Source organism: Acinetobacter sp. YH01025, from assembly GCF_013420185.1.
Classification (GTDB): Bacteria; Pseudomonadota; Gammaproteobacteria; order Pseudomonadales; family Moraxellaceae; genus Acinetobacter; species Acinetobacter indicus.
This window is the reverse complement of sequence record NZ_VOYR01000014.1, coordinates 24704-51251: the sequence shown is the minus strand read 5'-3', so window position 1 is coordinate 51251 and position 26548 is coordinate 24704. Positions and strand designations below refer to the sequence as shown.

The following is a 26548-nucleotide window of genomic DNA, read 5'->3' as shown; positions in this document are numbered from 1 at the left end:
ATTACTCACCCGTCCGCCGCTAAGCTAAGGTGCAAGCACCCTCGCTCCGCTCGACTTGCATGTGTTAAGCCTGCCGCCAGCGTTCAATCTGAGCCATGATCAAACTCTTCAGTTAAAATCATTTCGAGTTTTATAAGTAAAACTCTTAAACTTGGCTCATCAATTTTCTGACTTAAATTTCGCTCAAATAAACTTCGAGTAATTTAAACCAATCAATTAATGAAAATAATTTCGATTAATCAACCAGTAAAAATCCACACAAGTTGTTCTTCATAATCTCTTAATGATCTTTCCAACACCTCGTCAGTGCCAGAAGCTGGACTCAAAACACTTGACAACTCAGCGATCCGCTTCGTTCATCACCGTGTATCTCGTCGGTATGGGGTGCATTCTAGAGGATTTCAGAATCATTGCAAGCCCCAATTCACTTTATTTTTCACGTATGTATCTTTTTTCTACGAAACGGCTAAAAAAACCGGTTTTTCACTTATTTTTTGCACAATTCAATACGTTCATCTGGCAATTACCCTGAGACTCAGTGTTTTAATTGGAATTGTCTGATTGAGTCTGTGGCCTGAACATGTAAGGCAGATGAAAAAACGATCAAGATTTCATGACAATAGTTAAACCCGTTCGCGAATATGCTGCATGACCTCTAAGACCAGTGCCTGTTTACCACGATAATCTTCGGCCGCAAACAGTAGTCTGGCTTTGCGCGGCAGTTGCTCGTGAATCAGGGCAAATAGCTGATACATGGCCGACAGTTCCAATTGCTCAAACAGCGTCTTGACCGGTTGATAGGCAAACTGCTTTTCACTTTGCGGCTGATAATGAACTACTCGGAGCTAAAGCAACCGAGTTTCCGTAGTGCAACCTAAGTTGCACACATCTCTTTTGACGCTTCATTGGTACTGCGAAAAAGGGCTTTAACACCCTTAGTCGTCTTACGAATACCTCTGCGCCCACTAGATGACAAATGATTGTCATCCAACAGCGTTCCACTGTCTAAAATTAAATTAATCGCCCTGTTCTTAATAACAACTGATGCATTGTGATCTGCATTGTCAATGTGTCCACAACTCACGCATTTAAACTTGTCTTGGCTTTTGCGATTGTCGGGGTGAGTGTGACCGCATAAAGCGCACTCTTGACTTGTATAAGAAGCATTGATGGTAAATACCGCTTTACCTAGCTTAACTGCTTTGTAAGCTAGGAATGATGCAATTCTATGCCAACCCACGTTCAGGATAGATTTGTTTAAGCCTGCTTTGGCTTTAGCCTTATTAGGAATAAATCGACCTGATTCATCGATCTTTGGTAAAGGCTTTTTAGTCATGCTCTTGGTATTTAATTTTTCAAAGATAAATACCTTAGCTAAACCATTAACTAGGCTATGACTTGTCTTATGAGCAAAGTCCTTGCGAATATTGGCTTTCTTAGAGTGATGCACCGCAATTCGATGTTTAGTCTTAGCTCTTCGGTTTGAGCCTTTTACTTGTCGAGCGAGTTTTCTTTGCAGTCGCTTAATGTAGCGATCTGCTTTTGTTAAATGATTCTTTTGTTCTTTAGAGAAATCAAATTCTTCATAGCCTGCATGAACAGGAATGGTGACACCACGATCTATACCAACCACTATTTTTTGTAGTTGTTCTTCGTCCATGCCCTGCAAATGATCTAACTGTCTTTTGGCGTATTTTTTAGCATCGAATTTCTTACCGTCAAACTCTTGAATCTCAACACCATCTTCATAGCAGAAAGAAACGAAATATTGACCACGCTCTTTGCGAATATAAAGGGATTTCGGTTCTTTAAAGTTAGCATGAGCCTTAAAACTTAATGAGCCTATATTAAATTTTTTACCACCGATATATAGCTTGCGCTTATTTCTTTCCGTGCGAAACTCGAATAAATCAGAGGTTAAATGAATCGAACCTTTATCTGTCTTCTTTTTACGTTTTGGTCGCCCACATAAACCTTTAATAGATTTTTTGAGTGTGTTGTACCAATTAACGGTTGAGTTCTTTTGTATTGTACTAGGGCAGTTTGCAAGCCATGAACTAATCTCATCTGATTTAAAGTGAGCGTATTTTTGATCTTGGGTTTCATAATAGTGATCAAAAGTTGCAAACTTACGGGCAAATCCTCGAAAGTATTTATCCTCATCGCATTTGGCATTCCAAACGAAACGAGCACAACCCATCCACTGACTTAAAATCAGCTTTTGATGTTGTGTTGGGTATGCTCTTAATTGGATGCCTGTTAGCAATTGAAAAACCTCTAGGTGTTGAGGTTATTTTAGCTTAAAATAAGGTTAAAGTAAATCTAGTATGAGGATAAGATGTACGAGTGGAGAACAGGTAGATCATGTATTTATAAAAACATTGTTCATTTAGTATTTGTTACGAAATACAGAAGAGATGTATTAACAAAAGACATGCTTTCCTCCCTAAAAGAGATTATGGAAGAAACCTGTTTGCAAATGGATTGTGAGCTTATTGAGTTTAATGGTGAAGATGATCACATCCACCTGCTTGTAAGTGTTCATCCAAAGCACTCAGTTTCCAACCTAGTTGGAAAACTGAAAGGGAAAAGTTCTTATGTTTTAAGGCGTTCATTTTGGGATGAAGTTAAGGAAAAACTATGGGGCAATCACTTTTGGTCGCCTAGTTACTGCGCTGTATCCTGTGGTGGCGCAAGTTTGGATGTAGTGAAAAAATACATTGAAGAACAAAGAACACCAACGTCAGAAAAAAATGCTAAAAAGTCCATGTCATTAAAAAAGAGCTAACTCGCCCTTAAAAGAGCGAGAATGCGCTCTTAGTTTTGTTCAAACAGGAAACGTAAAATGGCATCCAGCTGCTGATCATGGGTATCGGTATTATAGGAATACATGCGCTCCCTCTGGCTCGAGTTTATTTTTTATATGGAAATGATGATCCGGATTTATTTATACGCCGGATTTTTGCAGCGGGCAACCATGGGGCAGATACTGCTCCAGCTGCTCAAAAAACCGCTTTTTTTCAGGTCAAAGGCTAAATTTTGGATAAAAAAAAGAAAGAGATCTCTCCCAAAATCTCTCCCTCGGAGTTGAATCTTTTACGGATCCATATGTTATTGTCATTATTATTTTCAGCTATTTCCGCGCTTCTTGGGGATGAAACGTCATCAAATAGCAATTTACCCTCTAGATATGTAGACACCACATATTTAGACGGATAAATCTTAAACATAAAATATGACAAAATCAAGACAATCGGAAAAATTTAATTCTTGTTTTTATAAGGTTTTTTTTAAATTTAAATATTTAAATATCTTATAAGCAATATCATAAAAAAAAGCAGACCGAAGCCTGCTTTTTAATTCAACTACTTAACTGCATTTTTAGTCGGTAAAGGTGACTTTGGCAATGGCTTTTTTACTGGCCTGCACAATCAAGGTCACGTTTTCTTTCACCGAGAATGAGGCATCGACTGGTTGCCAATCAACTTTCACTGCACCACGACCGACAGCATCTTTAGCTTGCGCTGCGTTTTTGGTTAAACCTGCTGCACGTAAAATAGAAGCAATGAAAATCTCGCCGCCATATTCGCCACGTGAAATGGTCACTTCTGGTGTACCTTCTGGCAATTCACCTTCGGTAATCAGGTTACCGGCACCTTTATGCGCATTGGCTGCAGCTTCTGCACCGTGGAAACGCTCGACCAGTTCCAGCGCCAGAATCTTTTTCACATCCTGCGGGTTACGGCCTTCAGCCACTTCTTTCAGTAACTGCTGGATTTCTGCCACAGACTTGAAGCTGAGCAGGTCAAAATAACGCTCAATCAGTGAGTCCGGCATAGACAGCACTTTCTGGTACATCGCGCCTGGGGCATCAAATACACCAATATAGTTGCCCAATGATTTCGACATCTTGTTGACGCCATCTAAACCTTCCAGAATTGGCACGGTAATACACACCTGTGCTTCCTGGTTATAACGGCCCTGTAAGGTACGGCCCATTAGCAGGTTAAAGGTCTGGTCGGTGCCACCCAACTCTACGTCAGCTTCTAAAGCCACCGAGTCATAGCCTTGTACCAGCGGATACAGGAATTCGTGAATCGCAATTGGTTGCTGGTTGTTATAACGCTTGGTGAAGTCATCACGCTCCAGCATACGCGCCACGGTTTGCTGTGAGGCCAATTGAATTAAATCGGCCGCAGTTTTGCTGGCAAACCATTCCGAGTTAAACACCACTTTGGTTTTGTTTGGATCGAGAATCTTGAACACCTGTTCCTGATAGGTTTTGGCATTTTCCAGTACCTGCTCGCGTGACAACGGCGGACGGGTCGCGCTCTTACCGGTCGGGTCACCAATCATGGCAGTATAGTCACCAATCAGGAAGAAGACCTCGTGCCCCAAATCCTGGAACACTTTCAGCTTGTTAATTAAAACCGTATGACCCAAATGCAGGTCAGGTGCAGTCGGGTCAAAGCCCGCTTTAATTTTTAAAGGACGGTTCTCTTTTAATTTCTTTAGAAGATCTTCTTCAGAAATAATTTCATGCGTACCTCGTTGGATGAGGGCAAGTTGTTCTTCAGCTGGCAAGAAATTTGACATCACAAAACCCAAACACATCAGTTATTCAATTTGTGCGATATACTAACACTTTTTCAGCACATTGCAGGCTTAAGAATAACCATGACAGCGATCTATATTGGGGTAATGACCGGCACAAGTATGGATGGTGTCGATATTGTTGCTGCTTCTTTTGATCCTTTACAGCTTCATGCCACCCTGACCCTGAGCTTCGATCCCGATTTACGCGATGAACTGATGGCCCTGACCCTGCCGGATGACAATGAAATTGACCGGATGGGCAAGGCCGATGTGGCGCTGGCGCAAATGATTGGACATGGCATTAACCGCCTGATTGAAGAACACCAGCTTGATCGCAGCCAGATTCGTGCCATTGGTTCACATGGCCAGACCATCCGCCACCGGCCTGAACATGGCTTTACCCTGCAAATTGGTGACCCGAATATTATTACTGAAATAACCCAGCTGCCGGTGGTCTCGGATTTCCGCCGGCGTGATATGGCTGCCGGTGGACAAGGTGCCCCTTTGGTACCAGCTTTTCATCAGGATGTGTTCCAGCATGACAGCATCCACCGGGTGATTCTGAATTTGGGCGGGATTGCCAATGTCAGCATGTTGCCTGCCGGACAGCCGGAAAAAGTCTATGGTTTTGATACCGGCCCGGCCAATATCCTGATGGATGCCTGGTGTGAACGCTACACCGGCCAGCCTTATGATGAAAACGGCAATTGGGCGGCTTATGGCCAACCAATTCGCAGCCTGCTGGACCGGCTGCAGGCACATGAATATTTTTCCAAAGAGCCGCCAAAAAGTACCGGCCGTGAAGATTTCAACCTGGAATGGCTGGATGAGCAGATTGCCGACTGGCGCAATGACCTGGCCTATCAGGAACTGGAAGATACCCCGGAAAATGTACAGGCCACCTTGTTAAAACTGACCACCCGCGCGATTAAAAAAGCCATTTACCGCTCCGGCATGGACACCGGTGAAGTCTATGTCTGTGGTGGCGGTGCCTATAATTCCTATTTACTGGAACAGCTGCGCTGGCGCTTACGCAAACATGAGTGGAGTGTACAGACCACGGCGGATTTAGGCATTAACCCGACCTGGGTGGAAGCCACTGCTTTTGCCTGGCTGGCGATGCGTTTTCTCAACCAGCAAAGTGGCAATTTCCCGGCTGTGACCGGGGCCAAAGGCTACCGGATTTTAGGAACATTGACCGCAGTCTAGGCCAATCTCTTTGTATTAAAAAAGATATTAAAAAAGCCCTCAAAATAGAGGGCTGAGTATTTTAAAATTCTGCTTAAATCGAGAAAGAAGAACCACAGCCACACGTAGTCGTGGCATTCGGATTTTGAACCACAAAACGTGAACCTTCCAGACCTTCTAAATAGTCCACCACTGAACCGACCAGATATTGATAGCTAAGTGAATCGACCAGCATTTTTACGTCACCATTCACGAATTCAGCATCATCTTCATTCATGCTTTCAGCAAAGTTAAAGCCGTAAGAGAAGCCCGAACAACCACCACCGGTCACATAAACGCGTAACATTAAATCTTGGTTGCCTTCACTGTCACGCAATTGGCGTACTTTGTTCGCAGCATTGTCAGTCAGCACAAGGGCTTGGGCATTCATGTCGGATTCCTCGTTCGATTCAAATGTCTTTTAACAGAAAAGACCACATATCAAGTATAACATACCCAATATATGGTCAGTCATGTTCAATTCAAAGTCAATTCAGACTAATTTTATCAGGATTATTTGTAATTCTCATCCTGCAGGCCGCATTCGAAGTTTTTCGGATCCTGCTTACAGCGGAATTGCCACAGCAGCTTCATCATGCGTTTGTCATAAATGCCACGTTTGGTCAGGTCAATCCGCGCCTCACGCATCATCTTCTGATAGCCCGGTTTGTCGGCTGCCGGAATATTCATCCAGTATTTTTGCGGAATATCGGCTTTCATTTTACCCAAGATGTTAAAGGCACGCGGTAATTGACCTTTGACCCATTCCCGTGATTTCTGGCCAAAACCGGCCGGGAACTTGTTCGGGCGAATAATAATATTGCCAGTCACCTGTAAAATCGGATAATTCACAATCGCGCCTTTACTGCCCAAGCCCTTATGCAGCTCCAGTGGCTTAAACACGGCGGCCGGCGCACCAATAATATCGACCTGACCGTTATTGAATTTACTGCCGAAGTTGGTGACATCTGAACTGACTGCCTGCGCGCCAATCTGCTGCACCATAATTTTTTGTGCCTGGTCATAATCCAGGACCGCAATTTTTTTACCGGCAGCTTTGGCCACAGTATTAATACTGCGGTCATTGACCATTAAAAAGGCATCACCGACAGGCACTACACCAGCCACTTCATACTGGCCTTGAGTCATAAAGCGGGAAAATTTCGGACTGGCCAGTCCCTGCATGACTTTGACCGCCAGATTTAAATCGGGAATTGCACCAATCGCATCCAGAGAACCGGTAAAGCTGTTAAATTGACGCCCGCGCATACCGGTGACACTAATCCCGTCACATTTACCGGCTTTAAAATCTTCGGCAATTACCGCTTCATTCTGCCCGACGCGCAGTTCAATATCGGCGCCCCAGGCTTTGGCCGCCAGCTGATAGTCCAGCATCAGCGCATACACATCACCACTTTTTCCCACCAAATCAAAGACACACACTGTCTGCTTGGCCTGTGCTGCAGTCGCACCGAGTCCCATCACTGCAGCCAGTGCGATGCCTTGAGCATAATATTTCATTGATCTTTCCTTTATCGCTGTTCTTGTTGTTTTCAGTTGTACTGAAGTGTTTAATATTTTAAAAAGCTGTTTTTGCCTATCCATCCTTGTTCTTTTTACCTTTGGAGATCACCCTCTCCTGCTCCTCCTGTCTGTATGCCTTGGATGAAACAACTCATCTCTATTTTTTAGGCTTGAGCAAAGATGAAACTATTATTTTTGATTAGCTTACGTGATTTGACCTGAACTGCAATGGCCCAAGTGACAAGGTTCCAGATGCAACAACCCGGCACAGATGCCGGGTTGTTTTTCCTTAAAAATGAAGCTTATTCACCGCCCAGTGAACACTCGAAGTTGGCTTTATCGACAGAGCAGCGGGCACGTTTGAGTACGCTCATCATCGACGCATCATAAATACCGCGCTTGGTCATATCCATCCGCCCCTCACGTAACAGCTTCTGGTATTTGGTTTTCTCTTCCGCGCTCAGGTTCATTTTGTATTTGGCCGGGATGCCTGCTTCCAGACGTTTAATCATACCCAAACTTTTTGGCAGGTTTTTCGAGAACCAGTCACGCGATTTCTGGCCAAAACCGGCCGGGAATTTCTCCGGACTAATCACTAAATCAGCCGTCACATGCAGCACCGGGAAATTAAACATGGCGCCTTTGCTGCCCAAGCCTTTATAGATTTCCAGCGGCTTATAGGCATAGGCTGGCGCACCAACCATATCGACCTGGCCATTATTAAATTTCGCCACAAAGTTAGACACATCGGAGATTACCGCTTGAGCACCGACACGTTGCACCATAATTTTTTGTGCATCGTCATAGCCCAGTACCGCAAATTTCTTGCCGGCAGCTTTTTCAATCGAATCAATATTCTTGTCACGGACAAAAATAAAGGCCGAACCTAAAGGTGCAATTCCCGCCACCTCATATTTTTTCCCCCCCAGATTGGTGACCATTTTGCCGGCATTACGTTTGTCCAGGGCAAAGGTAATCGCACGTTGGGCAATGGCATTGCTGGGCACACCGCCCAGCGCATCAATTGAACCGGCAAATTTATTGTACTGACGGGCACGCATCGCAGTCAGGAAAACCGCATCACATTTGCCGGCTTTAAAGTCATTATCGGCCACGGCTTCATCCTGACGGGGAATCAGGTTAATGTCTGCGCCCCAGCCTTTTGCAGCCAGCGCCCATTCCTGGGCCATTTGATAAGATTCACCAGATTTGCCGAGTAAATCGAAGATACATACATCGACTTTGGCTGCCTGAGCATTGCTGGCCATACCCAAAGTAGCCAGCGCAGAAAGCGCGAGAATTGTTTTTTTCATTGTATTTGTCCTTACAGAATCGTCTTTCATCAAGAGTGTCCATACACTTGCTGAATATTAAGCAACTTGTTTTTAAAAAAATAGAGCTTTTACTCCAAATATTTTTAAATCGTGACCAATTCAATTTATACAGCTGCTGATCTCAAACCCACAAATTGCAGAGATCAGCAGCATTTTCAATGGCTTAAAAATTTCAGATAGCGCGGCGAAAATTTACACATCGTGGCCACTTTTTTACAAACTTATAACCATTTTCTCTATTCACCGCCAAGTGAACATTCAAAATTGGTGCGTTCTACCGTACAACGTGCCCGTTTCAGGACCCGCATCATCGAGCCATCATAAATGCCTTTTTCAGTCAGTTCGATGCGGCCATCACGTAGCAGTTTCTGGTATTTGTCCTGATCTTCCTTGCTGAGTCGGGTGCGGTATTTATTTGGAATTTCCGCTTCCAGACGTTTCACCATGGCAAAGTTTTTCGGAATCTGCTGGACAAACCAGCGCCGGGACTGCACTGCAAAACCATCTGCGAATTTTTCTGGCCGGATAATCAGGTCCGCCGTGACATTGACCACCGGAAAATCAATCATGGCACCGCGTGTGCCCAAACCTTTTTCAATTTCCAGCGGTTTAAAGGCATAGGCCGGTGCGGCCACAATATCAACCTCGCCCTGATTAAACTTGCGTACAAAATTGGAAATATCGGAATCGACTGCAATACCACCGACCCGCTCCACCATCATTTTTTGTGCCGGATCATAATGCAGAATCGCAAATTTCCGGTTTTTGATGTGCTCAACCGAGTTCATGGCCCGATCTTTAACAAAAATATAGGCCGAGCCAATCTGGCCGATGCCAGCCACTTCAAAGGTTTCCTGGCCAATCCGGGTCACCAGACGGCGGTTATTGCGCCGGTCCAGCACATAACTAATGGCTTTCTGGGCAATGCTATTACTTGGCACACCGCCCAGTGCATCAATCGAACCGGCAAATTTATTGTATTGCCGCGCCCGCATTGAGGTCATATAGGCACCATCACACTTGCCCGCCTTAAAATCGCGCTCGACCTGGGCTTCATCCTGATAGGCTTTCAGACTGACATTGCTGCCCCAGCGCTTGCTGGCCAAGGCCCATTCTTCCAGCAATTTATAGGATTCTCCGGCCCGTCCCAACAGATCAAAAACACAGACCTGCGGATTGGCCTGAGCCAGGCCACTGACGCCACACAAGGCCAGTGTCGACAACAACAAAACTCCGTTTTTCATTTTTGTCACCGTACATTTGTTTTTGTTTTTTATCAGAAATTTTAATATATCGGGCTTGGTTTTATAAAAAAACCCTGCATAGCCGCTTTCCGATAGATGACACGGCGCCCGCTTTTTCATTATTTTTTTCGATGTGTTGCTGTAGCACCTGAAATAAACTGCGCCAGCTTTTTGTTTTCCAGAGCGCATCCTTTAGAATAGGCGCATTCTGTTCCTGAGTTTAGTGAGTCCAATGATTCAATTTGACCAAGTCTCTTTACGCCGTGGTGGTCGTGTCTTATTTCAAAAAGCGTCCATGCAGATCCATCCGGGTTGGAAAGTTGGCCTCACCGGAGTCAATGGCGCCGGCAAATCGACCTTATTTGCCGCCTTATTGGGAGAACTGGGGGCAGATGAAGGCAGCCTGACCCGTCCGTCGGGCTGGACCGTTGCGCACATGGCCCAGGAAGTCAAAGCCCTGGATATGCCGGCGCTGGATTTTGTGTTATCGGGCGATGAAGAATACTGGCAGATTCAGAAACAGCTGGCACAACCTGAACAGCTCAGTGACAGCGAACTGGCACAATTACATGGCCGTTTTGATGAAATTCATGGCTATTCTGCCCCATCCAAAGCCGCCCAGCTGATGGCCGGTTTAGGTTTTATGGAACATCAGCTACGTCTGGATGTTTCCAGTTTTTCTGGTGGATGGCGGATGCGTTTAAATCTGGCGCGCACCCTGATGAGCCGCTCCGATTTACTGCTTCTGGATGAGCCAACCAACCACTTGGATCTGGATGCCATTTTATGGCTTGAAGACTGGCTCAATGCCTATGAAGGCACTTTAATCCTGATTTCACATGACCGCGATTTTCTCGATGCAGTGACCGATCATATCCTGCATATCGAAAATCAGGAACTGACCTTATATACCGGCAATTACTCGACCTTTGAAGTGACCCGCAGCGAACGTCTGGCCCAGCAGCAACAGGCCTTTGAAAAGCAGGTTGAAGCCCGCGCACATCTGCAAAAATTTATTGACCGTTTTAAAGCCAAAGCTACCAAGGCGCGTCAGGCGCAAAGCCGGATTAAACAGCTGGAAAAAATGCAGTTGCTGGCGCCGGCGCATGTCGATACCCCGTTTACTTTCAGTTTCCGTGAACCCACCAAAATGAGTTCACCCTTACTGACTCTGGATCAGGCCGAAATTGGCTATCCGGGCAAAAGTATTGCCAGCAAAATCAGTCTGCAGATTACTCCAAGCTCGCGTATTGGCCTGCTTGGCATGAACGGCGCCGGTAAATCCACCCTGATTAAATCGTTGGTTGGTGATTTAGCGCTTTTAAATGGCCAGCGCAAAGCCTCTGAACTGCTAAATATTGGTTACTTTGCCCAGCATCAGATGGATGCACTGGATGCGCAGGCCAGCCCGATGCTGCAATTGTCACGTCTGGCCGACAAACAGATCAGTGAAGCCACCCTACGTTCGTTCCTCGGCAGTTTTGGTTTTAGCGGCGAACGTATGGATACGCCGTGCGAAAGCTTCTCCGGCGGTGAACGCGCCCGTCTGGCCTTGGCCCTGATTGTCTGGCAGCGCCCGAATGTACTGATTCTGGATGAACCGACCAACCATCTGGATTTAGACATGCGTCATGCCCTGAGCATGGCCTTACAGGACTTTGAAGGCGCAGTGGTACTGGTATCGCACGAACGTCAGCTAATCGCCAGTGTCTGTGATGACCTGCTGTTGGTGCATGCCGGACGCTGTACTGAATTTTCCGGTGATTTGCAGGATTATGCCAAATGGTTACGTGAGGCCCGTCAGCAGCAGATCAATGCCCAAACCGCATTGGCACAGGCCAGCGCAAGTACCAACAAGACTGCCACACCGGCCAAAGTTGATAAAGAAGCACAGCGCAAACTGGCGGCGCAGCGCCGTGAAGAAACCCGTCCGCTGCGGAAAAAAATTGAACAATGTGAAAGCCAGATTGAAAAAATCCAGCCCCGTCTGGCCAGTATTGAAGAACAGCTGGCTGACAGCAGCCTGTATGAAGCTTCGCGTAAAGAAGATCTGCTCAAGCTGATGAATGAACAGACCAGCTTAAAAGCCACGCTGGAACAGGCCGAAGAAACCATGCTGGAACTGATGATGGAACTGGAAACCCTGGAACAATCATTCCAGAACAGTTAATCCCGTTTCTTCCCAAGCCATCCCCTCAAGATAGCCCCAGTGGCTATCTTTTTTATTTCCACTTTATGATCACTCCTCTTTTTAGCCCGTCTGTTTTCTTTAAAAAGATCAAGGAGGATGCTCACCAATAGCTGTTTTCCTCTCCGTTTTAGCTCTGATTGCACTTACTGAACTGCAATATAAAGCCCTCTTGCACACAGCTTGGCCGGTTTTTTTATACATAAATTTACAGCCGCGCATCTCATCATGAAGAAATGTGGCCGGCTCAATGCGCGGGTCTGGCCTTCTGCTAGCCAAGAGAGGAAATTCTATGCGTGCCTTAACCTATCATGGAGCCCGAGATGTAAGAGTTGAATCGGTGCCTGACCCAATTATTCAGGAACCGGATGATGTCATCCTTCGCGTCACCGCCACTGCCATTTGTGGCTCAGATCTGCATTTATATCGCGGTAAAATTCCGGCCACAGAACACGGCGATATTTTTGGCCATGAGTTTATGGGCGTGGTCGAAGAAGTCGGCCCCGAGGTCACGGCAGTAAAAAAAGGCGACCGGGTAATTATTCCCTTTGTGATTGCTTGCGGTCACTGCTTTTTCTGTGAACATGAGCTGACTGCCTCCTGTGAAAATACCAATACGGGCCGCGGCGCCATTCTGAATAAAAAACAGATTCCACCGGGTGCAGCGCTGTTTGGCTACAGTCATCTTTATGGCGGCGTGCCGGGTGGACAGGCCGATTATGTGCGAATCCCCAAAGGCAATATCGGTCCTTTTAAAGTTCCCGGTTCACTGCCAGATGAAAAAGTGCTATTCCTGACCGATATTCTGCCAACCGCATGGCAGGCGGTGACCAATGCACAAATTGGCAAAGGCTCCAGTGTAGCCATTTATGGTGCCGGACCCGTGGGATTACTGTCAGCGGCCTGTGCACGGATGCTTGGCGCTGAACAGATTTTTATGGTCGATCATCACCATTACCGGCTGCAGTTTGCCCATGAAACCTATGGCGCGATTCCAGTCAATTTTGATGAAATGGATGCGGCCGAGTTTATTATTGACAATACTCCCGGCCATCGGGGTGTCGATGCGGTCATTGATGCAATTGGTTTTGAAGCCAAAGGCAGCATGATTGAAACCGTGATGACCAACCTGAAACTGGAAGGCTCCAGCGGCTTTGCCCTGCGCCAGTGTATTGCCGCAGTGCGCCGGGCGTCTATGCCGGTCCAATTCACGGTTTCCTGTTCGGTGATGCCTTTGATAAAGGCCTGACCTTCAAGATGGGCCAGACCCATGTGCATCGGTACCTGCCCGAATTACTGGAACGGATTGAAAATGGCGACCTGTCCCCCGAAGTGATTATTACCCACCGTATGAAACTGGCCGATGCTGCCGAGGGCTATCGTATTTTTGATCAACGCGAACAGGATTGCCGCAAAATTATTCTCACGCCCTAATCCATCGCGCCAACAAAAAAGCGCCCGCAGGCGCTTTTTTTAAATCATGCCCTTAGGCATCAATATCGGCATTCAGGGCGTTCTCTTCAATAAAAGCACGACGTGGTTCCACATCATCGCCCATTAAACATGAGAACATCCGATCTGCTTCAATCGCATCTTCAATGGTCACCTGCAGCATATGACGGTTTTCCGGGTCCATGGTGGTTTCCCAAAGCTGCTCGGCATTCATTTCACCCAGACCTTTATAACGCTGGATCATCATGCCGCGGCGTGAGTCCTGCAGAATATGCTGCCAGACCTGATGGAAGCTGTTGACCTGAATCTTGCGCTCGCCTTTTTGCAAGTACGCGCCTTCTTCAATCAGGCTAAACCAGCTCTTCGAGTTCTTCAGCAAACGTGCGTACTCACCCGAACCGAGTAAACCGGCATCCAGCAAATAGGCATGTGGCAGGTTATGCACATAAATGGTAATACGTGGCCAGTAAATCGCAGACTTCTGTCCTTCCGCATCTTCTTTGTCAAAGGTTTCGATGCTGAGTTCAGGACGTAAACTGCTTTGAGTGGCCGCGATATAGGCACACAGCTGCTCACCCCAAGCCTGTACATAATCCAGATCATGCGCCTGATCCAGCTTGAACGCCTCTTGCGCCAGCAAACCATCTAACAGGCTGGCTGGATAACGCAAGGTTAAACGGCTCAGGCTCTTTTGCGAGGTCTGATAATCGGCAATCACCGAAGCCAGTGCTTCACCACGAATCGCCGGTGCATCTGCGCTGACATGCAGGGCCAGTTCATCAATGGCATTGGAAATCAGATAGGTTTCCAGTGCTTCATTGTCTTTAATGTACTGTTCCTGCTTACCTTTTTTCAGCTTGTACAGCGGTGGCTGGGCAATATAGATATGACCACGTTCCACCAGCTCCGGCATTTGACGAAAGAAGAACGTCAGCAGCAAGGTACGGATGTGCGAACCATCGACGTCGGCATCGGTCATGATAATGATTTTGTGATAACGCAGCTTGTCCGGGTTATATTCTTCACGGCCAATGCCGCAGCCCAGTGCAGTAATCAAGGTGCCGACTTCTGCCGATGAAATCATCTTGTCAAAACGGGCACGTTCCACGTTCAGGATTTTACCTTTTAGCGGTAAAATCGCCTGCATTTTACGGTTACGGCCTTGCTTGGCTGAACCACCCGCAGAGTCACCCTCGACCAGATACAGTTCAGATAAAGCTGGATCTTTTTCCTGACAATCGGCCAGTTTACCCGGTAAACCGGCAATATCCAGCGCGCTCTTACGACGGGTCATTTCACGGGCTTTACGCGCTGCATCACGGGCACGCGCTGCATCAATAATCTTGCCGGCAATCGATTTGGCCGCTTGCGGGTTTTCCAGTAAATATTCCGAGAAGGATTTATTCATGGCCTGCTCGACCGCAGGTTTTACCTCACTCGACACCAGTTTTTCTTTGGTCTGTGAAGAGAATTTTGGATCAGGCACTTTCACCGAAATAATTGCGGTCAAACCTTCACGTGCGTCATCCCCGGAAACCACCACTTTCTCTTTTTTGAGCAGGTTTTCGTTTTCCATGTAGCTGTTTAAACCACGGGTCAACGCGGCACGGAAACCGGCTAAATGGGTACCGCCATCTTTTTGCGGAATATTGTTGGTAAAGCAGCGGACATTTTCCTGATAAGAATCATTCCATTGCAACGCAACTTCAACCCCAATGCCATTTTCTGCCTGCACGGTAAAATGGAAAATATCATTCAGATGGTTTTTGCCTTCGTTAATATATTTCACGAACTCAGACAGACCACCTTCATAGTCATAGATATGTTCCAGGTTAATACGCTCATCTTTCAGGACAATACGTACACCGGCATTCAGGAACGACAGCTCACGTAAACGGCGTGCCAAAATATCCACATTAAAAATGGTTTGGCTAAAGGTTTCAGCACTTGGCCAGAAACGAACCATGGTTCCGGTCTCTTCTGTTTCACCAACCACAGTTAATGGATATTGCGGATCACCATGACGGTATTCCTGCTGATGAATCTGACCGGCACGTTTAATGGTCAGTTCCAGTTTGCTCGACAGGGCGTTTACCACCGATACCCCGACCCCGTGCAGACCGCCCGACACTTTATAACTGTTGTCGTCGAACTTACCGCCGGCGTGCAGGATGGTCAGAATCACCTCGGCAGCCGATACGCCTTCTTCCGGGTGAATGTCGGTTGGAATGCCGCGACCGTTATCGGCCACAGATACCGATTCATCTTCATGAATAGTGACTAGAATCTCGTCACAATGGCCGGCAAGCGCTTCGTCAATCGCGTTATCGACCACCTCGAACACCATGTGGTGCAAACCGGTACCATCATCTGTATCACCGATATACATGCCCGGGCGTTTACGAACAGCATCTAGGCCACGTAATACTTTGATACTAGAGGAATCATAAGCCTTTTCATTGGTTTGTTCTGTTTGAGTGGCAGATTGATCTTCTGAACTCATGGTTTCTCCCTAGTAAAAACTGGTCTATCCAAAGATAAAAAACTATTGCACAACAACTTGAACAGTACCGTTTTCAACATTGAATAATTGATAGGAAATAGACAAATCATGTAAGTGATTCTGCACTGATTCATGGTCTAAGGTGGTAATAAAAACTTGACTACCAAGTTGGCTCAATCGCTCAATTAAACGTCGTTGTGCGGTTAAATCTAATTCTGCTGTCAGATCATCTAATAATACCACAGTTTCCTTATTGCACGCATGTAGCATTGCAATCTGTGACAGTTTTAAAGCCATGATCAATAACTTTTTTTGTCCGCGTGACAGCACCACATCGGCATCGCCCGTCGCTGTTTTTAAACGTAAATCTGCGCGATGCGGTCCATATTCGGTATAGCGGCGTTCCACATCTTTCTGATGATGATTGACCAAATCGCTCATCAAGCCCGGTTCCGGATGAAATCCGGGATGGTATTCCAGCCGAATGTTTAAATCGGGCAACAGCTGCTGTAAATCCTGCTGAAAATAGTGCTGCCACTGCTCAATAATACTGTAGCGTTGCAGATGCAACATTTCACCATACTGGCTCAGCATCTGGTTCCACGGTTCCAGTTCGGCCAGACTTAAATGACGCCGGGTTTTTAGTAAGCTGTTACGCTGTTTTAAGGCCCGCGAATAGTATTGCCAGGCATGATAAAACTCTGGTTCCACGTGGAACATCATCCAGTCCAGCAGCTGGCGGCGCGGTTTGGCGCCGTGGTCGATAATATCGGTACTTTGCGGATCAATCAGCTGTAGCGGCAGCAGTTTGGCCAGCTGCCCCTGGGTAGCAATATGATCACCATTGACCTTAATCAGCTGTTCACCAGATAACAGTTTTTGCATGCCGATTTTTTCGGTGGGTGATTGGGCAAACACAATCGCATCCTGGGCATCATGCTGAATATAGTTTTTGGGAATATGGGTACGGAAGGAGCGACCGGTGGCCAGTAAATGAATGGCTTCCAGAATCGAGGTTTTACCGGAGCCATTGGCACCATAAAAGACATTAAACGGCTGCAACCCAACGAGTGCAACCGCTTTTAAGTTTCGAACACGTTCTATATTTAAACGCGTAATATGCATAATTGTGTCAGATCACATACAAGCTTAGACACGCATCGGCATCACAACATAGGTTTGATCTTGCTGCGCCGGGTCCTGTACCAGTACCGACTGGTTGGCTTCGGTCATGGTCATTGTCACATCATCACCATCCAGTGCACCTAATACATCCAATAGATACTGGGCATTGAACGACATTTCCAGCGGTGCATTATTGTATTGCACGGCCAGGTCTTCAATCGCTTCATCCTGTTCCGGGTTGTTGGCGCGTAATTGTAGTGAATCTGCATTAAAGTTCAGGAATACGCCGCGTAATTTTTCATTACTTAAAATCGCCACACGCTGTAACGACTGCTTGAACACGTCATGTGCAATCATCACCACTTTATCACCACCACGTGGAATCACACGGCGGTAATCGGGGAATTTACCATCAATTAACTTGGTGGTGAAACGTACGGTAATATCGCCCTGCTCTTTGTCACGGCTCGGCACGGAAATGGTTACATTTAACAGTTCACGACCAATTAACAGGGATAGTTGCTCATCTTCAATACTGAGCAAACGCTGTAATTCACCCACGGCTTTACGTGGCACAATCGCCTGAATTGGCTGCGTCGCATTTGAAGAGGCACCAGTTTCACATAATGCCAAACGGTGGCCATCGGTAGTCACAGCGCGCAGCTGGTTTTCATCAATTTCCAGCAAGGTGCCGGTCAAATAGAAACGTACATCCTGCACCGCCATGGCAAAGGCGGTTTTTTCAAATAAACGTTTTAATTCACGCTGAGTCACCGCTACCTGTGTGCCTTGAGTATTTTCAGTGGCCAATAACGGATAATCTTCGGCTGGTAAAGTGCCCAACACGAAACGGCTGTTGCCTGATTTTAAAATACAGCGCTGATCTTCAGTAATCTGCAGGTCAATTAAAGCCGCAGTCGGCAAAGATTTACAGATATCCATCAGTTTACGTGCCGGCACTGTGGTCTCACCCGCCTGTAAACATGCACCTTCAGCCAGAACCGTACTGGCCACCAGCTCAACTTCCAGATCGGAACCGGTAATGGTCAGCGCCTGTTCGGTCACCTGAACTTTCACGTTAGATAAAATGTTTAACGTATGGCGACGTTCAACCGCTCCTACAACATGTGATAGAACATTGAGTAAGCTTTCTTTGGCGATTTTTAAACGCACGGTACATTCCTCTAACAACTGAAGATGATGAAGATAAAAATTAATTTTTTAGCAGTGTACTATGCGGCAGAATATGCCGCATTGCAAGAACAGAATTTGACCAAACCGGCCTAACTTTGCAACAGGCGTTGCAGGTTTTTATAGTCCTCGTTGAAGATTGGATCTTCTTCGCGCAGGCTTTGTACTTTCTCGCAGGCATGCATCACGGTACTGTGGTCACGACCACCAAAAGCCATGCCAATTTCAGGGAAACTGTCACCGGTCAGTTCACGGGCCAGCCCCATTGCCAGCTGCCGCGGACGGGCATAAATCCGGGTACGTTTTGGCCCGACCAATTCTTTCAGTGGAATACGGAAATATTCACTGACCACACGCTGGATATTTTCGGTACTGATGGTACGCGCACGAATCGCCAGCACATCTTTTAGAGATTCACGCACCACATCCAGATCAATCGCGGTGCCTTTAAAACGGGAAATTGCGACTACCTTGTTTAAGGCGCCTTCCAGTTCACGCACGTTGGCGACCACCTGCTGGGCAATAAACAAGGCACAGTTGCGCGGTAAATCGACGCCACTGCTTTCGGCTTTCTTTAATAGAATTTCAATCCGGGTTTCAATATCGGGCGGTTCTACCCCAACTGACAAGCCCCAGGAAAAACGTGACACCAGACGCGGGTCCAGTTCGGTCAGTTCTTTTGGATAACGGTCCGACGTCAGAATAATCTGCTTGGATTCATCCAATAAGGCATTAAAGGTATAGAAAAACTCCACCAGACTGGCTTCTTTACCGGCCAGCAAATGAATGTCATCCACCAAGAGCAGATCAAGTGAACGGCAATTTTTCTTGAATTCTTCAACCTTGCCCTGCTGTAGCGAGCTGACAAAGTCATGTACAAAGCTTTCAGCAGTCATATACATGACCCGGGCATTCGGCTTGGCCTGCAACAAGGCATTCCCCACTGCCTGCATCAAGTGGGTTTTACCCAGACCGGTCGGGCCATATAAAAATAGCGGGTTATGTTGTGAAGCGCCCAGATGGGTCAATACTTTACGGCAGGTTTCTGCCGCCATCTGGTTAGAACGACCTTCTACAAATAAAGAAAAGGTAAATAAAGGGTTTAACTGACGCTTGCGGCTGTTTTTGCTGCCACTCTCTTCTTTGTCCTTTTTTGGACGGCTGACCGGTGCCGGTGCTGACTCTAAAGCAGCGGTGGTGGTCGCTGGCTGTTCACTGGCCGATAAAATGGCGCCCGGACGGGAATCGACCAGGATTTCAACTTTACGTACCCGTCCTTCAGACAGTTGTTCGGCCAGAATCGTGATCAGCTCAAGATGATGTTCCTGAATATAGCGGGTCCAATACGGGTTCGGTGCATATAAACGTAAAGTATCTTCTGATTCTTCTGCAACTAATGGGCGAATCCACATCGTAAAGACATTCCCAGAGAGCTCTTGTCGCAAGCGATTTAAGCAGTCCGTCCAAAGCATGTGAAAACCCCTATTTATTCCATTTTAAATTTAAAACGCATTCGTCCGCTGCAAGCGGGTCGCCATTCTAACCAAGTTATCCACATCTGTCATGAGAAATTGAGCGAATTTAGCCAAAAAACAAACATCAAGATCTAAATTTAAATTTAAAAGCTGGTGTGGATAAGTTTATCCGCAAGCTGTGGATAAAATATAGCATAAAGTTATCCACAATGTATTAAAAATATAAAAACACAGTTATCCACATGCAAAGCCTATGTTTTTTAAATTTAAAAATTGCTTTTCCACATAAAAAAGCCACCTTAATAAGAATAAATTTAAATTTATAAATTTGAATTTATATATTAGAGCGTGCTCGGATGTGGATAAACTGAAAATAAATTTAAATTCGAATTTAAACCTGCAGAGAATAAATTTATTCACATGGTCTTGTGGATAATTATGTGAATAATATTGTTTATAACTTATTTTATATGTTTTAACAATAGGATAGCTTGTGAATAAGCCAGAATATGTACAATTGCCTATTCTTGGACAAACTTAAGGCCTTTTATAAAAATTAGGTTTATTTAAAGGAAAACCGTGTTTTTGATTGACAGCTCAAGCAATGAGCACTAAAATCGCGGACCTTTATAGAAAGATCATTTTTGGAGTTTCGACATGAAACGTACATTCCAACCATCTGAATTAAAGCGTAAACGCGTTCATGGTTTCCGTGCTCGTATGGCTACTAAAGCTGGTCGTCAAGTATTAGCTCGCCGTCGTGCAAAAGGTCGTCACAGCTTAACTGTTTAATCAGTCACGCTGCATCGACTTGGGTGTTATGACATCACTTTATGGCTTCAGCACAGAGCTTCGTATACGCTGTGCTGCCGATTATAAAGATGTGTTTGATGGTGCGCTTTTTAAAGTGCATCAACCCCATTTCTTATTTCTGGCAAAACCGTCCGAACTGCTGAACAGCCGTTTGGGTATTGTTGTTGCCAAGAAAAAAGTGCGTCGTGCACACGAAAGAAATCGAGTAAAACGACTTGCTCGCGAAAGTTTTCGCCTGCATCAACAGCAATTGGCTGTACTGGATATTGTGGTGATGCCCAAAATGGGGATTGAAACAGTGCCAAATGCAGAGTTACATCAGCAATTACAATTTGCTTGGCAGAAATTGCACCGCCTTGCCAAAAAGCATTCTAAAATAGCTCCCTCCCCACATCAGTAGAGATGACCAATGGTACGTTTACTGCATTGGTTGATTCGTTTCTATCAGATTGCGATTAGTCCGCTTCTTGGACCACGTTGTCGCTATATTCCAACCTGTTCTCAATATGCCCTGGAAGCAGTTCAGATCCATGGGGCCGGACGTGGTGTGTGGCTGGCGACCAGACGTATCTGTCGTTGTCATCCGTGGGGTGGTTCGGGCTATGACCCTGTACCGGCCAAAGCAATTCGTTTTATTTCATTTCAGCAAATAGATTCTCAAACGGGTCACATTGCTGTACCCTTTCGTGAACGTTTATTGAACCAAAATCACTCTAACCACTTGGGGTAATAGATATGCAACAATGGGCCAGGATTGCAATTCTCGGGGCCATGTTTGTTGTCGCTTATTTGCTCATTTTGGCTTGGCAAAAAGATTATGGAAATGCTGAAACCCAACCACAGCAACAGGCTGCGGTGGTTTCACATGAAGTGTCTGCAGATTTGCCAAATGGCCAAACCGCTACAGCAGCTTCTGATGTACCGCAGGCAAATATTTCAGCGCAGCAGACTCAAACCACAGATGCCACTGCACCTGTAAGTCAGCAGCTTATTTCAGTACAAACTGACCTTTATCATCTTTGGATCAATCCAAAAGGTGGTGATATTGTTCGTGTTGAATTACTCAATCATGACAAAAATAAAGACAGTGATGCACCGTTTGTAATGCTTGAAAGCGATGACAAACGTACCTATGTCGCTCAGTCAGGCCTGATTGGTCTGAATGGACCAGACAGCAGCCGTAATGGTCGTCCAAACTATGAAGTTGAAAAATTAAGCTATAGCCTGGAAGATGCCAAAGCCGTTCAGAATCAGGACGGTGAAGCGGTGAAAGTGTTAAATGTACCAATGGTGTACAAAACTGCTGACGGTGTAGAAATTATCAAGACCTTCAGCTTCAAGCAAGGCGAATATCCGATTGTGGTCAACCACAAAGTGGTAAACCGCAGTGGCCAGAACTGGCAAGGTCAAATGTTTGGTCAGATCAAACGTGATAACTCGGATGATCCGGGTAAATCGGACCAGGGCATTTTCACTTTGGGTACCTTCCTGGGCGGCGCCTGGGGGACACCGGATGAACACTACAACAAGCTGAAATTCGACAACTTCACTGAAGAAAAACTGAATGTTGAAGCGACTGGCGGCTGGGTTGCGGTGGTACAGCACTACTTCGTGAGTGCATGGGTGCCGGGTAACCTGAAACTGACCCAGGCCGATGGCCAACCGTATAGCGCCAAGCTGGAATCGCGTAAATCAGGCGATAATATGAATATTATCGGCTTTACTTCGCCAACCATTAATGTACCGGCAGGTACAGTGGCAGAAGTCGATGCGACCTTCTATAGCGGTCCAAAAATCCAGTCAGAGCTGAAAGATCTGGCCACTGGTCTGAATCAGACTGTGGATTATGGCTGGTTATGGCCAATTGCCAAACTGCTGTTTGTAGGCTTGGAATTCTTCCACGGCTTAGTGGGGAACTGGGGCTGGGCAATTATTCTGTTGACCATTCTGGTGAAGCTGATTCTGTGGCCATTATCGTCGAAGAGCTACCGTTCTATGGCGAAAATGCGTGTGATTGCACCTGAAATGCAGCGCATGAAAGAAGAGTTCGGTGAAGACCGGATGCGCTTCTCGCAAGAGATGATGGCGCTGTACAAACGTGAACAGGTCAATCCGCTGGCCGGCTGTTTACCGCTGTTACTGCAAATGCCAATCTTCCTGGCCCTGTACTGGGTACTGATGGAATCTGTAGAGCTGCGTCATGCGCCATGGTTACTCTGGATTCAGGATTTATCGGCAATGGACCCTTGGTTTATCTTGCCGCTGATCATGGGTGCGACCATGTATATCCAGCAAATGCTGAACCCGCAGCCGACCGATCCTATGCAGGCTAAAGTCTTCCGCATTATGCCGGTCATCTTTACCGTATTCCTGCTGTTCTTCCCGGCGGGTCTGGTGTTGTACTGGATTGTCAACAACCTGATCACCATCTTGCAGCAAGGCCTGATCAACAAATCTGTTGAGAAAGACCGTGCCAAACGTGATGAAGCGACCCCAGTCAACTAAGTTGTACTGACGAGCTGAATAAATCCGCTTAAGATGATACTCTTAGGCGGATTTTTTTTGGCCCGACTTTAAGCATTGCGACAGGTGAATTTATGCTGACCCAAACCACAACAATTGCTGCGATTGCCACTCCACCCGGGCGTGGCGGTGTGGGGGTGATTCGCCTGTCTGGTCCCAAATCCTATGCCATTGCTGAAGCCATGACCCAAAAGCAGCTGCCAAAAGCCCGTTTTGCCGGCTTCCGCCAGTTTTATGAGGCTAGCGGTGAGGTGATGGATGAAGGTTTGGTGATTTGTTTCCCCAATCCAAACTCCTTTACCGGTGAAGATGTGGTGGAACTGCAAGGTCATGGTGGCCCGGTCATTCAAAATGCCCTGCTGGCACGTTTACTGGAACTCGGTGCGACCGCGGCCAAAGCTGGCGAGTTTTCCATGCGCGCCTTTGAAAATGGCAAGCTTGATCTGGTACAGGCCGAAGCGATTGCCGACCTGATTGACGCGACCTCGCAGGCTGCAGCACGTTCAGCGGTACGCTCCCTGCAAGGCGCATTTTCAACCAAGGTCAATACGGTTTTAGAAAAACTGATTCATCTGCGTTTGCATGTGGAAGCAGCGATTGATTTTCCGGAAGAAGAAATTGATTTTCTGGCCGATGGTAAAATTCTGGCCCTGCTGGATGATGTTGCCAGCTCAGTCACCGCGGTACAGCAATCGGCACGTCAGGGACAATTATTACGTGAAGGCTTGCAGGTGGTGATTGCCGGTAAACCGAATGCCGGAAAATCATCTTTACTGAATGCTTTAGCCGGGATTGAACGGGCGATTGTGACCGATATTGCCGGTACCACCCGTGATGTGCTGCATGAAAAAATCACCTTAAATGGCTTGCCGATTACCCTGACCGATACCGCCGGTTTACGGGAAACCGGTGATGTGGTGGAAAAAGAAGGTATCCGCCGCGCGATTAAAGAAATTGAACAGGCCGATTTATTGCTGCTGGTGTATGACTTAAGTCAGGGTGAAGATCCGCTGCAATTGGCCCAGGAATATTTTGCCGATCATCTGGAACCCAAACGTCTGATGCTGATTGCTAATAAAGCAGATTTGACTGGTGCTGAAGCCGTTATTGGTGATTATCAGGGTTTTCGTCATATTACCGTGTCGGCCAAGCAGGAAACCGGTGTTCAATCGCTCATAGATGCGATTACAGCCCATGCAGGCTTCCAGCCGGAAGAAGATACCTTCATTGCCCGAACTCGTCATTTAGACGCAATGAAGCGCACCCAGTACTATCTGGCCGAAGCGCGCGAGCAGCTGGTAGATTATCATGCCGGTGAGCTGGTGGCTGAATCCCTGCGTCTGGCGCAAAATGCCCTAGGTGAAATTACCGGAGATTTTAGTGCCGATGATCTGTTGGGTAAAATTTTCGGTTCTTTCTGTATTGGAAAATAAGCGTAGTACGCTCTGAGCTTGCTATGCATTTAAAAGCATCAGGTGTTAGCCACCTGGTGCTTTTTTATTGCTTTTTATCAGGCAATCTCGTCATTTCAGCCTAAAGGGTTTCGTATACTCTAAGGGAACAGCCTGTCACATTGTATGGGCTAGCCTATATCCCACCATCCGCCCTTCTATTGCCCGATATTCAGGCTATGATGAGTGAATAACCTACAAGTTGTTCCAATAAAATCCTGAATGCAGTTCAACAAAAACACTGCCGGAGGTGTGGCATGCTGGAGGTGGTTGATTTACGTGAGTCACTGGTTGCTTTAGTGAGTGTGCTGCAGCTGTTGCTCGAGTTTATCTCGGTGGTCTGTGTGGTGATTGGTCTGGTCAAAACCTTAATGGTGCTGGTTCAGCTAAAATCCGGCCGCAGTGCGCGCTATTGTTTTGGCAATTGGCTGGCCACTGCGCTGGAGTTTCAGCTGGCCGCGGATATTCTGGCCACCACGGTCGATCCGGATATGGACAGCCTGATCAAACTGGCGATTATTGCGGTCATTCGGACCTTTTTAAACTACTTTTTAATGAAAGAGCTGGAACATCAACCCGGTACAGAGAAATAAAACTATTCAATCATCTGGTGGATGTTGATATGGTCAGCATCTGATTGGCAGCGCAGTCTGTCCGCACCCAGGATCAGGCCGAGGGTGCCTGATCATCCCCGACTCAACAGCATTAATTTAAAAGGTTAGCACTTTACGCTGCTGCCAGATCAGGCTGAGGCAAAGCAGCCCAATCAGCATGCAGAAGCTGATAATACCCACACTTAAGCCAAAATGGTCTGATAAATAGCCCACCGCAATAATCGGTACAATGGTGCCCAGATAGGCAATAAACAGATAACTGGACATAATTGCAGCGCGGTTGTGCGGCTGACTCATCTGGTGAATCAGGCCAAAGGCGCCCAATAAGCTCAAGCCATGCCCAATTCCGACCAGCACATCACTGACAAAGAACAGCGGGCTCCATTGCAGCGACATACACAGTCCCAGCAGAAGCAGGCTGCCGAGCAGCGCATAGAGACCCCAGCGCAAGGCCGTGGCAGGCAGTACACTACGGGCAAAAAACTGGACGATGGCTGAAATAATTAAAATCGCAGAAATTGCTACACCACTGACCAGTGGTCCATGCCAAGGCAAAATATCCTGCACAAACGACGGCGACAGCGAAGCAAACAGACTAAAGCCGGCAAAGGCACAAAACGCAGCGAAACTGACCAGAAAAAAAGCAGCCTGATACGGCGCATCCGGGGTTTGTAATTTGGGATAAACCGAAAAGGGCTGCTGTTCAAAGGCAGGCTGTTTTAGCTTGAACAGGCCCAGCCCACAGAAAATGGCACTGACAATCACCGGAAGATAAGGCGTGACCAGCGGTTGCTCGGCAAACTGGGCAATCACACCGCCCAGAAATGGCCCTAAACCAAAGCCAATTGCGGTAATAATCGAGCTGAGCTGCGGCGCCAGCAGCTTATGGCTATCGGGCACTACATTCATCAGCCCCAGCATGGCAGAAGTGGTAATCAGTCCGGAGGCAATCCCAATAATAAAGCGGCCGAGGCCCAAATACAGTGCTGTCGGCGCCCAGGCTGACAGTATCAGTCCAATCGTGACCAGGGCAATACCGACCTGCAAGCTGCGAACAAAACCAAAGCGGTTACTGGTTCGCCCCAGAAACAGTAAAGTGGCCAGACAACCGAACATATAGGCTACAAACAGATAGGTAATATGACTCGGCAGCAGCTGCCACAGCTCCTGATACAGGGGATATAAAGGGCTGGCCAGTGCGGTTCCAACGGTACCAATACACAGCGCCAGGCTGACCATTAAAAACGGCTGCCACGATTGAGCGTTTGACATGAGAGAATAAAAAAAT

22 protein-coding genes, 1 rRNA gene and 1 pseudogene are annotated in these 26548 nt (G+C 46.7%); 11 read left to right on the top strand and 13 right to left on the bottom strand.

Going from position 1 to position 26548, the window contains the following annotated elements; translation table 11 throughout:
• The 3 genes from FTT89_RS13055 to FTT89_RS13045 form a co-directional block, all read right to left on the bottom strand.
• A 16S ribosomal RNA gene (locus FTT89_RS13055) occupies positions 1–115 on the bottom strand; the annotation flags it as partial.
• Between the two features lie 508 nt (positions 116–623).
• On the bottom strand, positions 624–755 hold the full coding sequence (locus FTT89_RS14580; protein WP_257220596.1) for a hypothetical protein: 132 nt from the start codon (positions 753–755) through the stop codon (positions 624–626).
• 119 nt (positions 756–874) lie between these two features.
• Entirely contained in the window at positions 875–2266 is a 1392-nt protein-coding gene (locus FTT89_RS13045) for an RNA-guided endonuclease TnpB family protein (protein WP_160242768.1), read from the bottom strand.
• A gap of 72 nt (positions 2267–2338) precedes the next feature.
• Between FTT89_RS13045 and tnpA the strand changes: the two genes are divergently transcribed.
• The gene (gene tnpA / locus FTT89_RS13040; protein ID WP_023274418.1) at positions 2339–2788 is read left to right on the top strand and encodes an IS200/IS605 family transposase; all 450 of its coding nucleotides are present in this window, start codon (positions 2339–2341) and stop codon (positions 2786–2788) included.
• Positions 2789–2865: 77 nt separating this feature from the next.
• A complete protein-coding gene (locus FTT89_RS13035) occupies positions 2866–3036 on the top strand; it encodes a hypothetical protein (protein ID WP_180172873.1) in 171 nt (56 codons plus the stop codon).
• Between the two features lie 345 nt (positions 3037–3381).
• Here the strand turns inward: FTT89_RS13035 and tyrS are convergent, their stop codons facing one another.
• The gene (tyrS, locus tag FTT89_RS13030) at positions 3382–4614 is read right to left on the bottom strand and encodes a tyrosine--tRNA ligase (protein WP_005181149.1); all 1233 of its coding nucleotides are present in this window, start codon (positions 4612–4614) and stop codon (positions 3382–3384) included.
• 63 nt (positions 4615–4677) lie between these two features.
• On the opposite strand from tyrS, the gene FTT89_RS13025 reads away from it, so the two are divergent.
• On the top strand, positions 4678–5805 hold the full coding sequence (locus FTT89_RS13025) for an anhydro-N-acetylmuramic acid kinase (protein WP_005181147.1): 1128 nt from the start codon (positions 4678–4680) through the stop codon (positions 5803–5805).
• Between the two features lie 73 nt (positions 5806–5878).
• On the opposite strand, the gene erpA is transcribed toward FTT89_RS13025, so the two are convergent.
• The 4 genes from erpA to FTT89_RS13005 all read right to left on the bottom strand — a co-directional run bounded on the left by erpA (position 5879) and on the right by FTT89_RS13005 (position 9925).
• Positions 5879–6214 (bottom strand): iron-sulfur cluster insertion protein ErpA, encoded by a 336-nt coding sequence (gene erpA, locus FTT89_RS13020; RefSeq protein WP_005181144.1) that lies wholly within the window; start codon positions 6212–6214, stop codon positions 5879–5881.
• A 122-nt stretch (positions 6215–6336) separates the two neighbouring features.
• Positions 6337–7305 carry a putative solute-binding protein gene (locus FTT89_RS13015; RefSeq protein ID WP_171065126.1) on the bottom strand — a complete coding sequence of 323 codons (969 nt, stop codon included), beginning with the start codon at positions 7303–7305 and terminating at the stop codon, positions 6337–6339.
• Positions 7306–7649: 344 nt separating this feature from the next.
• On the bottom strand, positions 7650–8660 hold the full coding sequence (locus FTT89_RS13010) for a putative solute-binding protein (RefSeq protein WP_016659761.1): 1011 nt from the start codon (positions 8658–8660) through the stop codon (positions 7650–7652).
• 257 nt (positions 8661–8917) lie between these two features.
• Positions 8918–9925 carry a putative solute-binding protein gene (locus FTT89_RS13005; protein ID WP_034598267.1) on the bottom strand — a complete coding sequence of 336 codons (1008 nt, stop codon included), beginning with the start codon at positions 9923–9925 and terminating at the stop codon, positions 8918–8920.
• 232 nt (positions 9926–10157) lie between these two features.
• Between FTT89_RS13005 and FTT89_RS13000 the strand changes: the two genes are divergently transcribed.
• Positions 10158–12095 (top strand): ATP-binding cassette domain-containing protein, encoded by a 1938-nt coding sequence (locus FTT89_RS13000; RefSeq protein WP_180006977.1) that lies wholly within the window; start codon positions 10158–10160, stop codon positions 12093–12095.
• 310 nt (positions 12096–12405) lie between these two features.
• Positions 12406–13547, top strand: a pseudogene (locus FTT89_RS12995) (zinc-dependent alcohol dehydrogenase).
• A 52-nt stretch (positions 13548–13599) separates the two neighbouring features.
• Here the strand turns inward: FTT89_RS12995 and gyrB are convergent.
• From gyrB to dnaA, 4 genes are all read right to left on the bottom strand, one after another.
• Positions 13600–16068, bottom strand: coding sequence for a DNA topoisomerase (ATP-hydrolyzing) subunit B (gene gyrB, locus FTT89_RS12990; protein WP_104470783.1), 2469 nt, complete (start codon positions 16066–16068; stop codon positions 13600–13602).
• 42 nt (positions 16069–16110) lie between these two features.
• Positions 16111–17193: a DNA replication/repair protein RecF gene (gene recF / locus FTT89_RS12985; protein WP_005181126.1), complete on the bottom strand. Its 1083-nt coding sequence runs from the start codon at positions 17191–17193 to the stop codon at positions 16111–16113.
• 24 nt (positions 17194–17217) lie between these two features.
• Positions 17218–18366, bottom strand: a complete 1149-nt coding sequence (dnaN, locus tag FTT89_RS12980; protein WP_180006978.1) for a DNA polymerase III subunit beta — start codon at positions 18364–18366, stop codon at positions 17218–17220.
• A gap of 110 nt (positions 18367–18476) precedes the next feature.
• Complete coding sequence (dnaA, locus tag FTT89_RS12975) at positions 18477–19856, bottom strand: chromosomal replication initiator protein DnaA (protein ID WP_005181121.1); 1380 nt, start codon at positions 19854–19856, stop codon at positions 18477–18479.
• A 660-nt stretch (positions 19857–20516) separates the two neighbouring features.
• On the opposite strand from dnaA, the gene rpmH reads away from it, so the two are divergent.
• The 6 genes from rpmH to FTT89_RS12945 all read left to right on the top strand — a co-directional run bounded on the left by rpmH (position 20517) and on the right by FTT89_RS12945 (position 25239).
• Entirely contained in the window at positions 20517–20651 is a 135-nt protein-coding gene (rpmH, locus tag FTT89_RS12970; RefSeq protein ID WP_000831329.1) for a 50S ribosomal protein L34, read from the top strand.
• 28 nt (positions 20652–20679) lie between these two features.
• A complete protein-coding gene (gene rnpA / locus FTT89_RS12965) occupies positions 20680–21072 on the top strand; it encodes a ribonuclease P protein component (RefSeq protein WP_005181120.1) in 393 nt (130 codons plus the stop codon).
• Between the two features lie 9 nt (positions 21073–21081).
• The gene (gene yidD / locus FTT89_RS12960) at positions 21082–21402 is read left to right on the top strand and encodes a membrane protein insertion efficiency factor YidD (protein WP_045795963.1); all 321 of its coding nucleotides are present in this window, start codon (positions 21082–21084) and stop codon (positions 21400–21402) included.
• A gap of 5 nt (positions 21403–21407) precedes the next feature.
• Positions 21408–23177 (top strand): membrane protein insertase YidC, encoded by a 1770-nt coding sequence (gene yidC, locus FTT89_RS12955; RefSeq protein ID WP_075168111.1) that lies wholly within the window; start codon positions 21408–21410, stop codon positions 23175–23177.
• Between the two features lie 95 nt (positions 23178–23272).
• On the top strand, positions 23273–24628 hold the full coding sequence (gene mnmE / locus FTT89_RS12950) for a tRNA uridine-5-carboxymethylaminomethyl(34) synthesis GTPase MnmE (protein ID WP_180134353.1): 1356 nt from the start codon (positions 23273–23275) through the stop codon (positions 24626–24628).
• 275 nt (positions 24629–24903) lie between these two features.
• Complete coding sequence (locus tag FTT89_RS12945; RefSeq protein ID WP_005181102.1) at positions 24904–25239, top strand: DUF1622 domain-containing protein; 336 nt, start codon at positions 24904–24906, stop codon at positions 25237–25239.
• A gap of 117 nt (positions 25240–25356) precedes the next feature.
• On the opposite strand, the gene FTT89_RS12940 is transcribed toward FTT89_RS12945, so the two are convergent.
• Positions 25357–26499 carry an MFS transporter gene (locus FTT89_RS12940; protein WP_005181100.1) on the bottom strand — a complete coding sequence of 381 codons (1143 nt, stop codon included), beginning with the start codon at positions 26497–26499 and terminating at the stop codon, positions 25357–25359.
• Positions 26500–26548 lie beyond the last annotated feature (49 nt).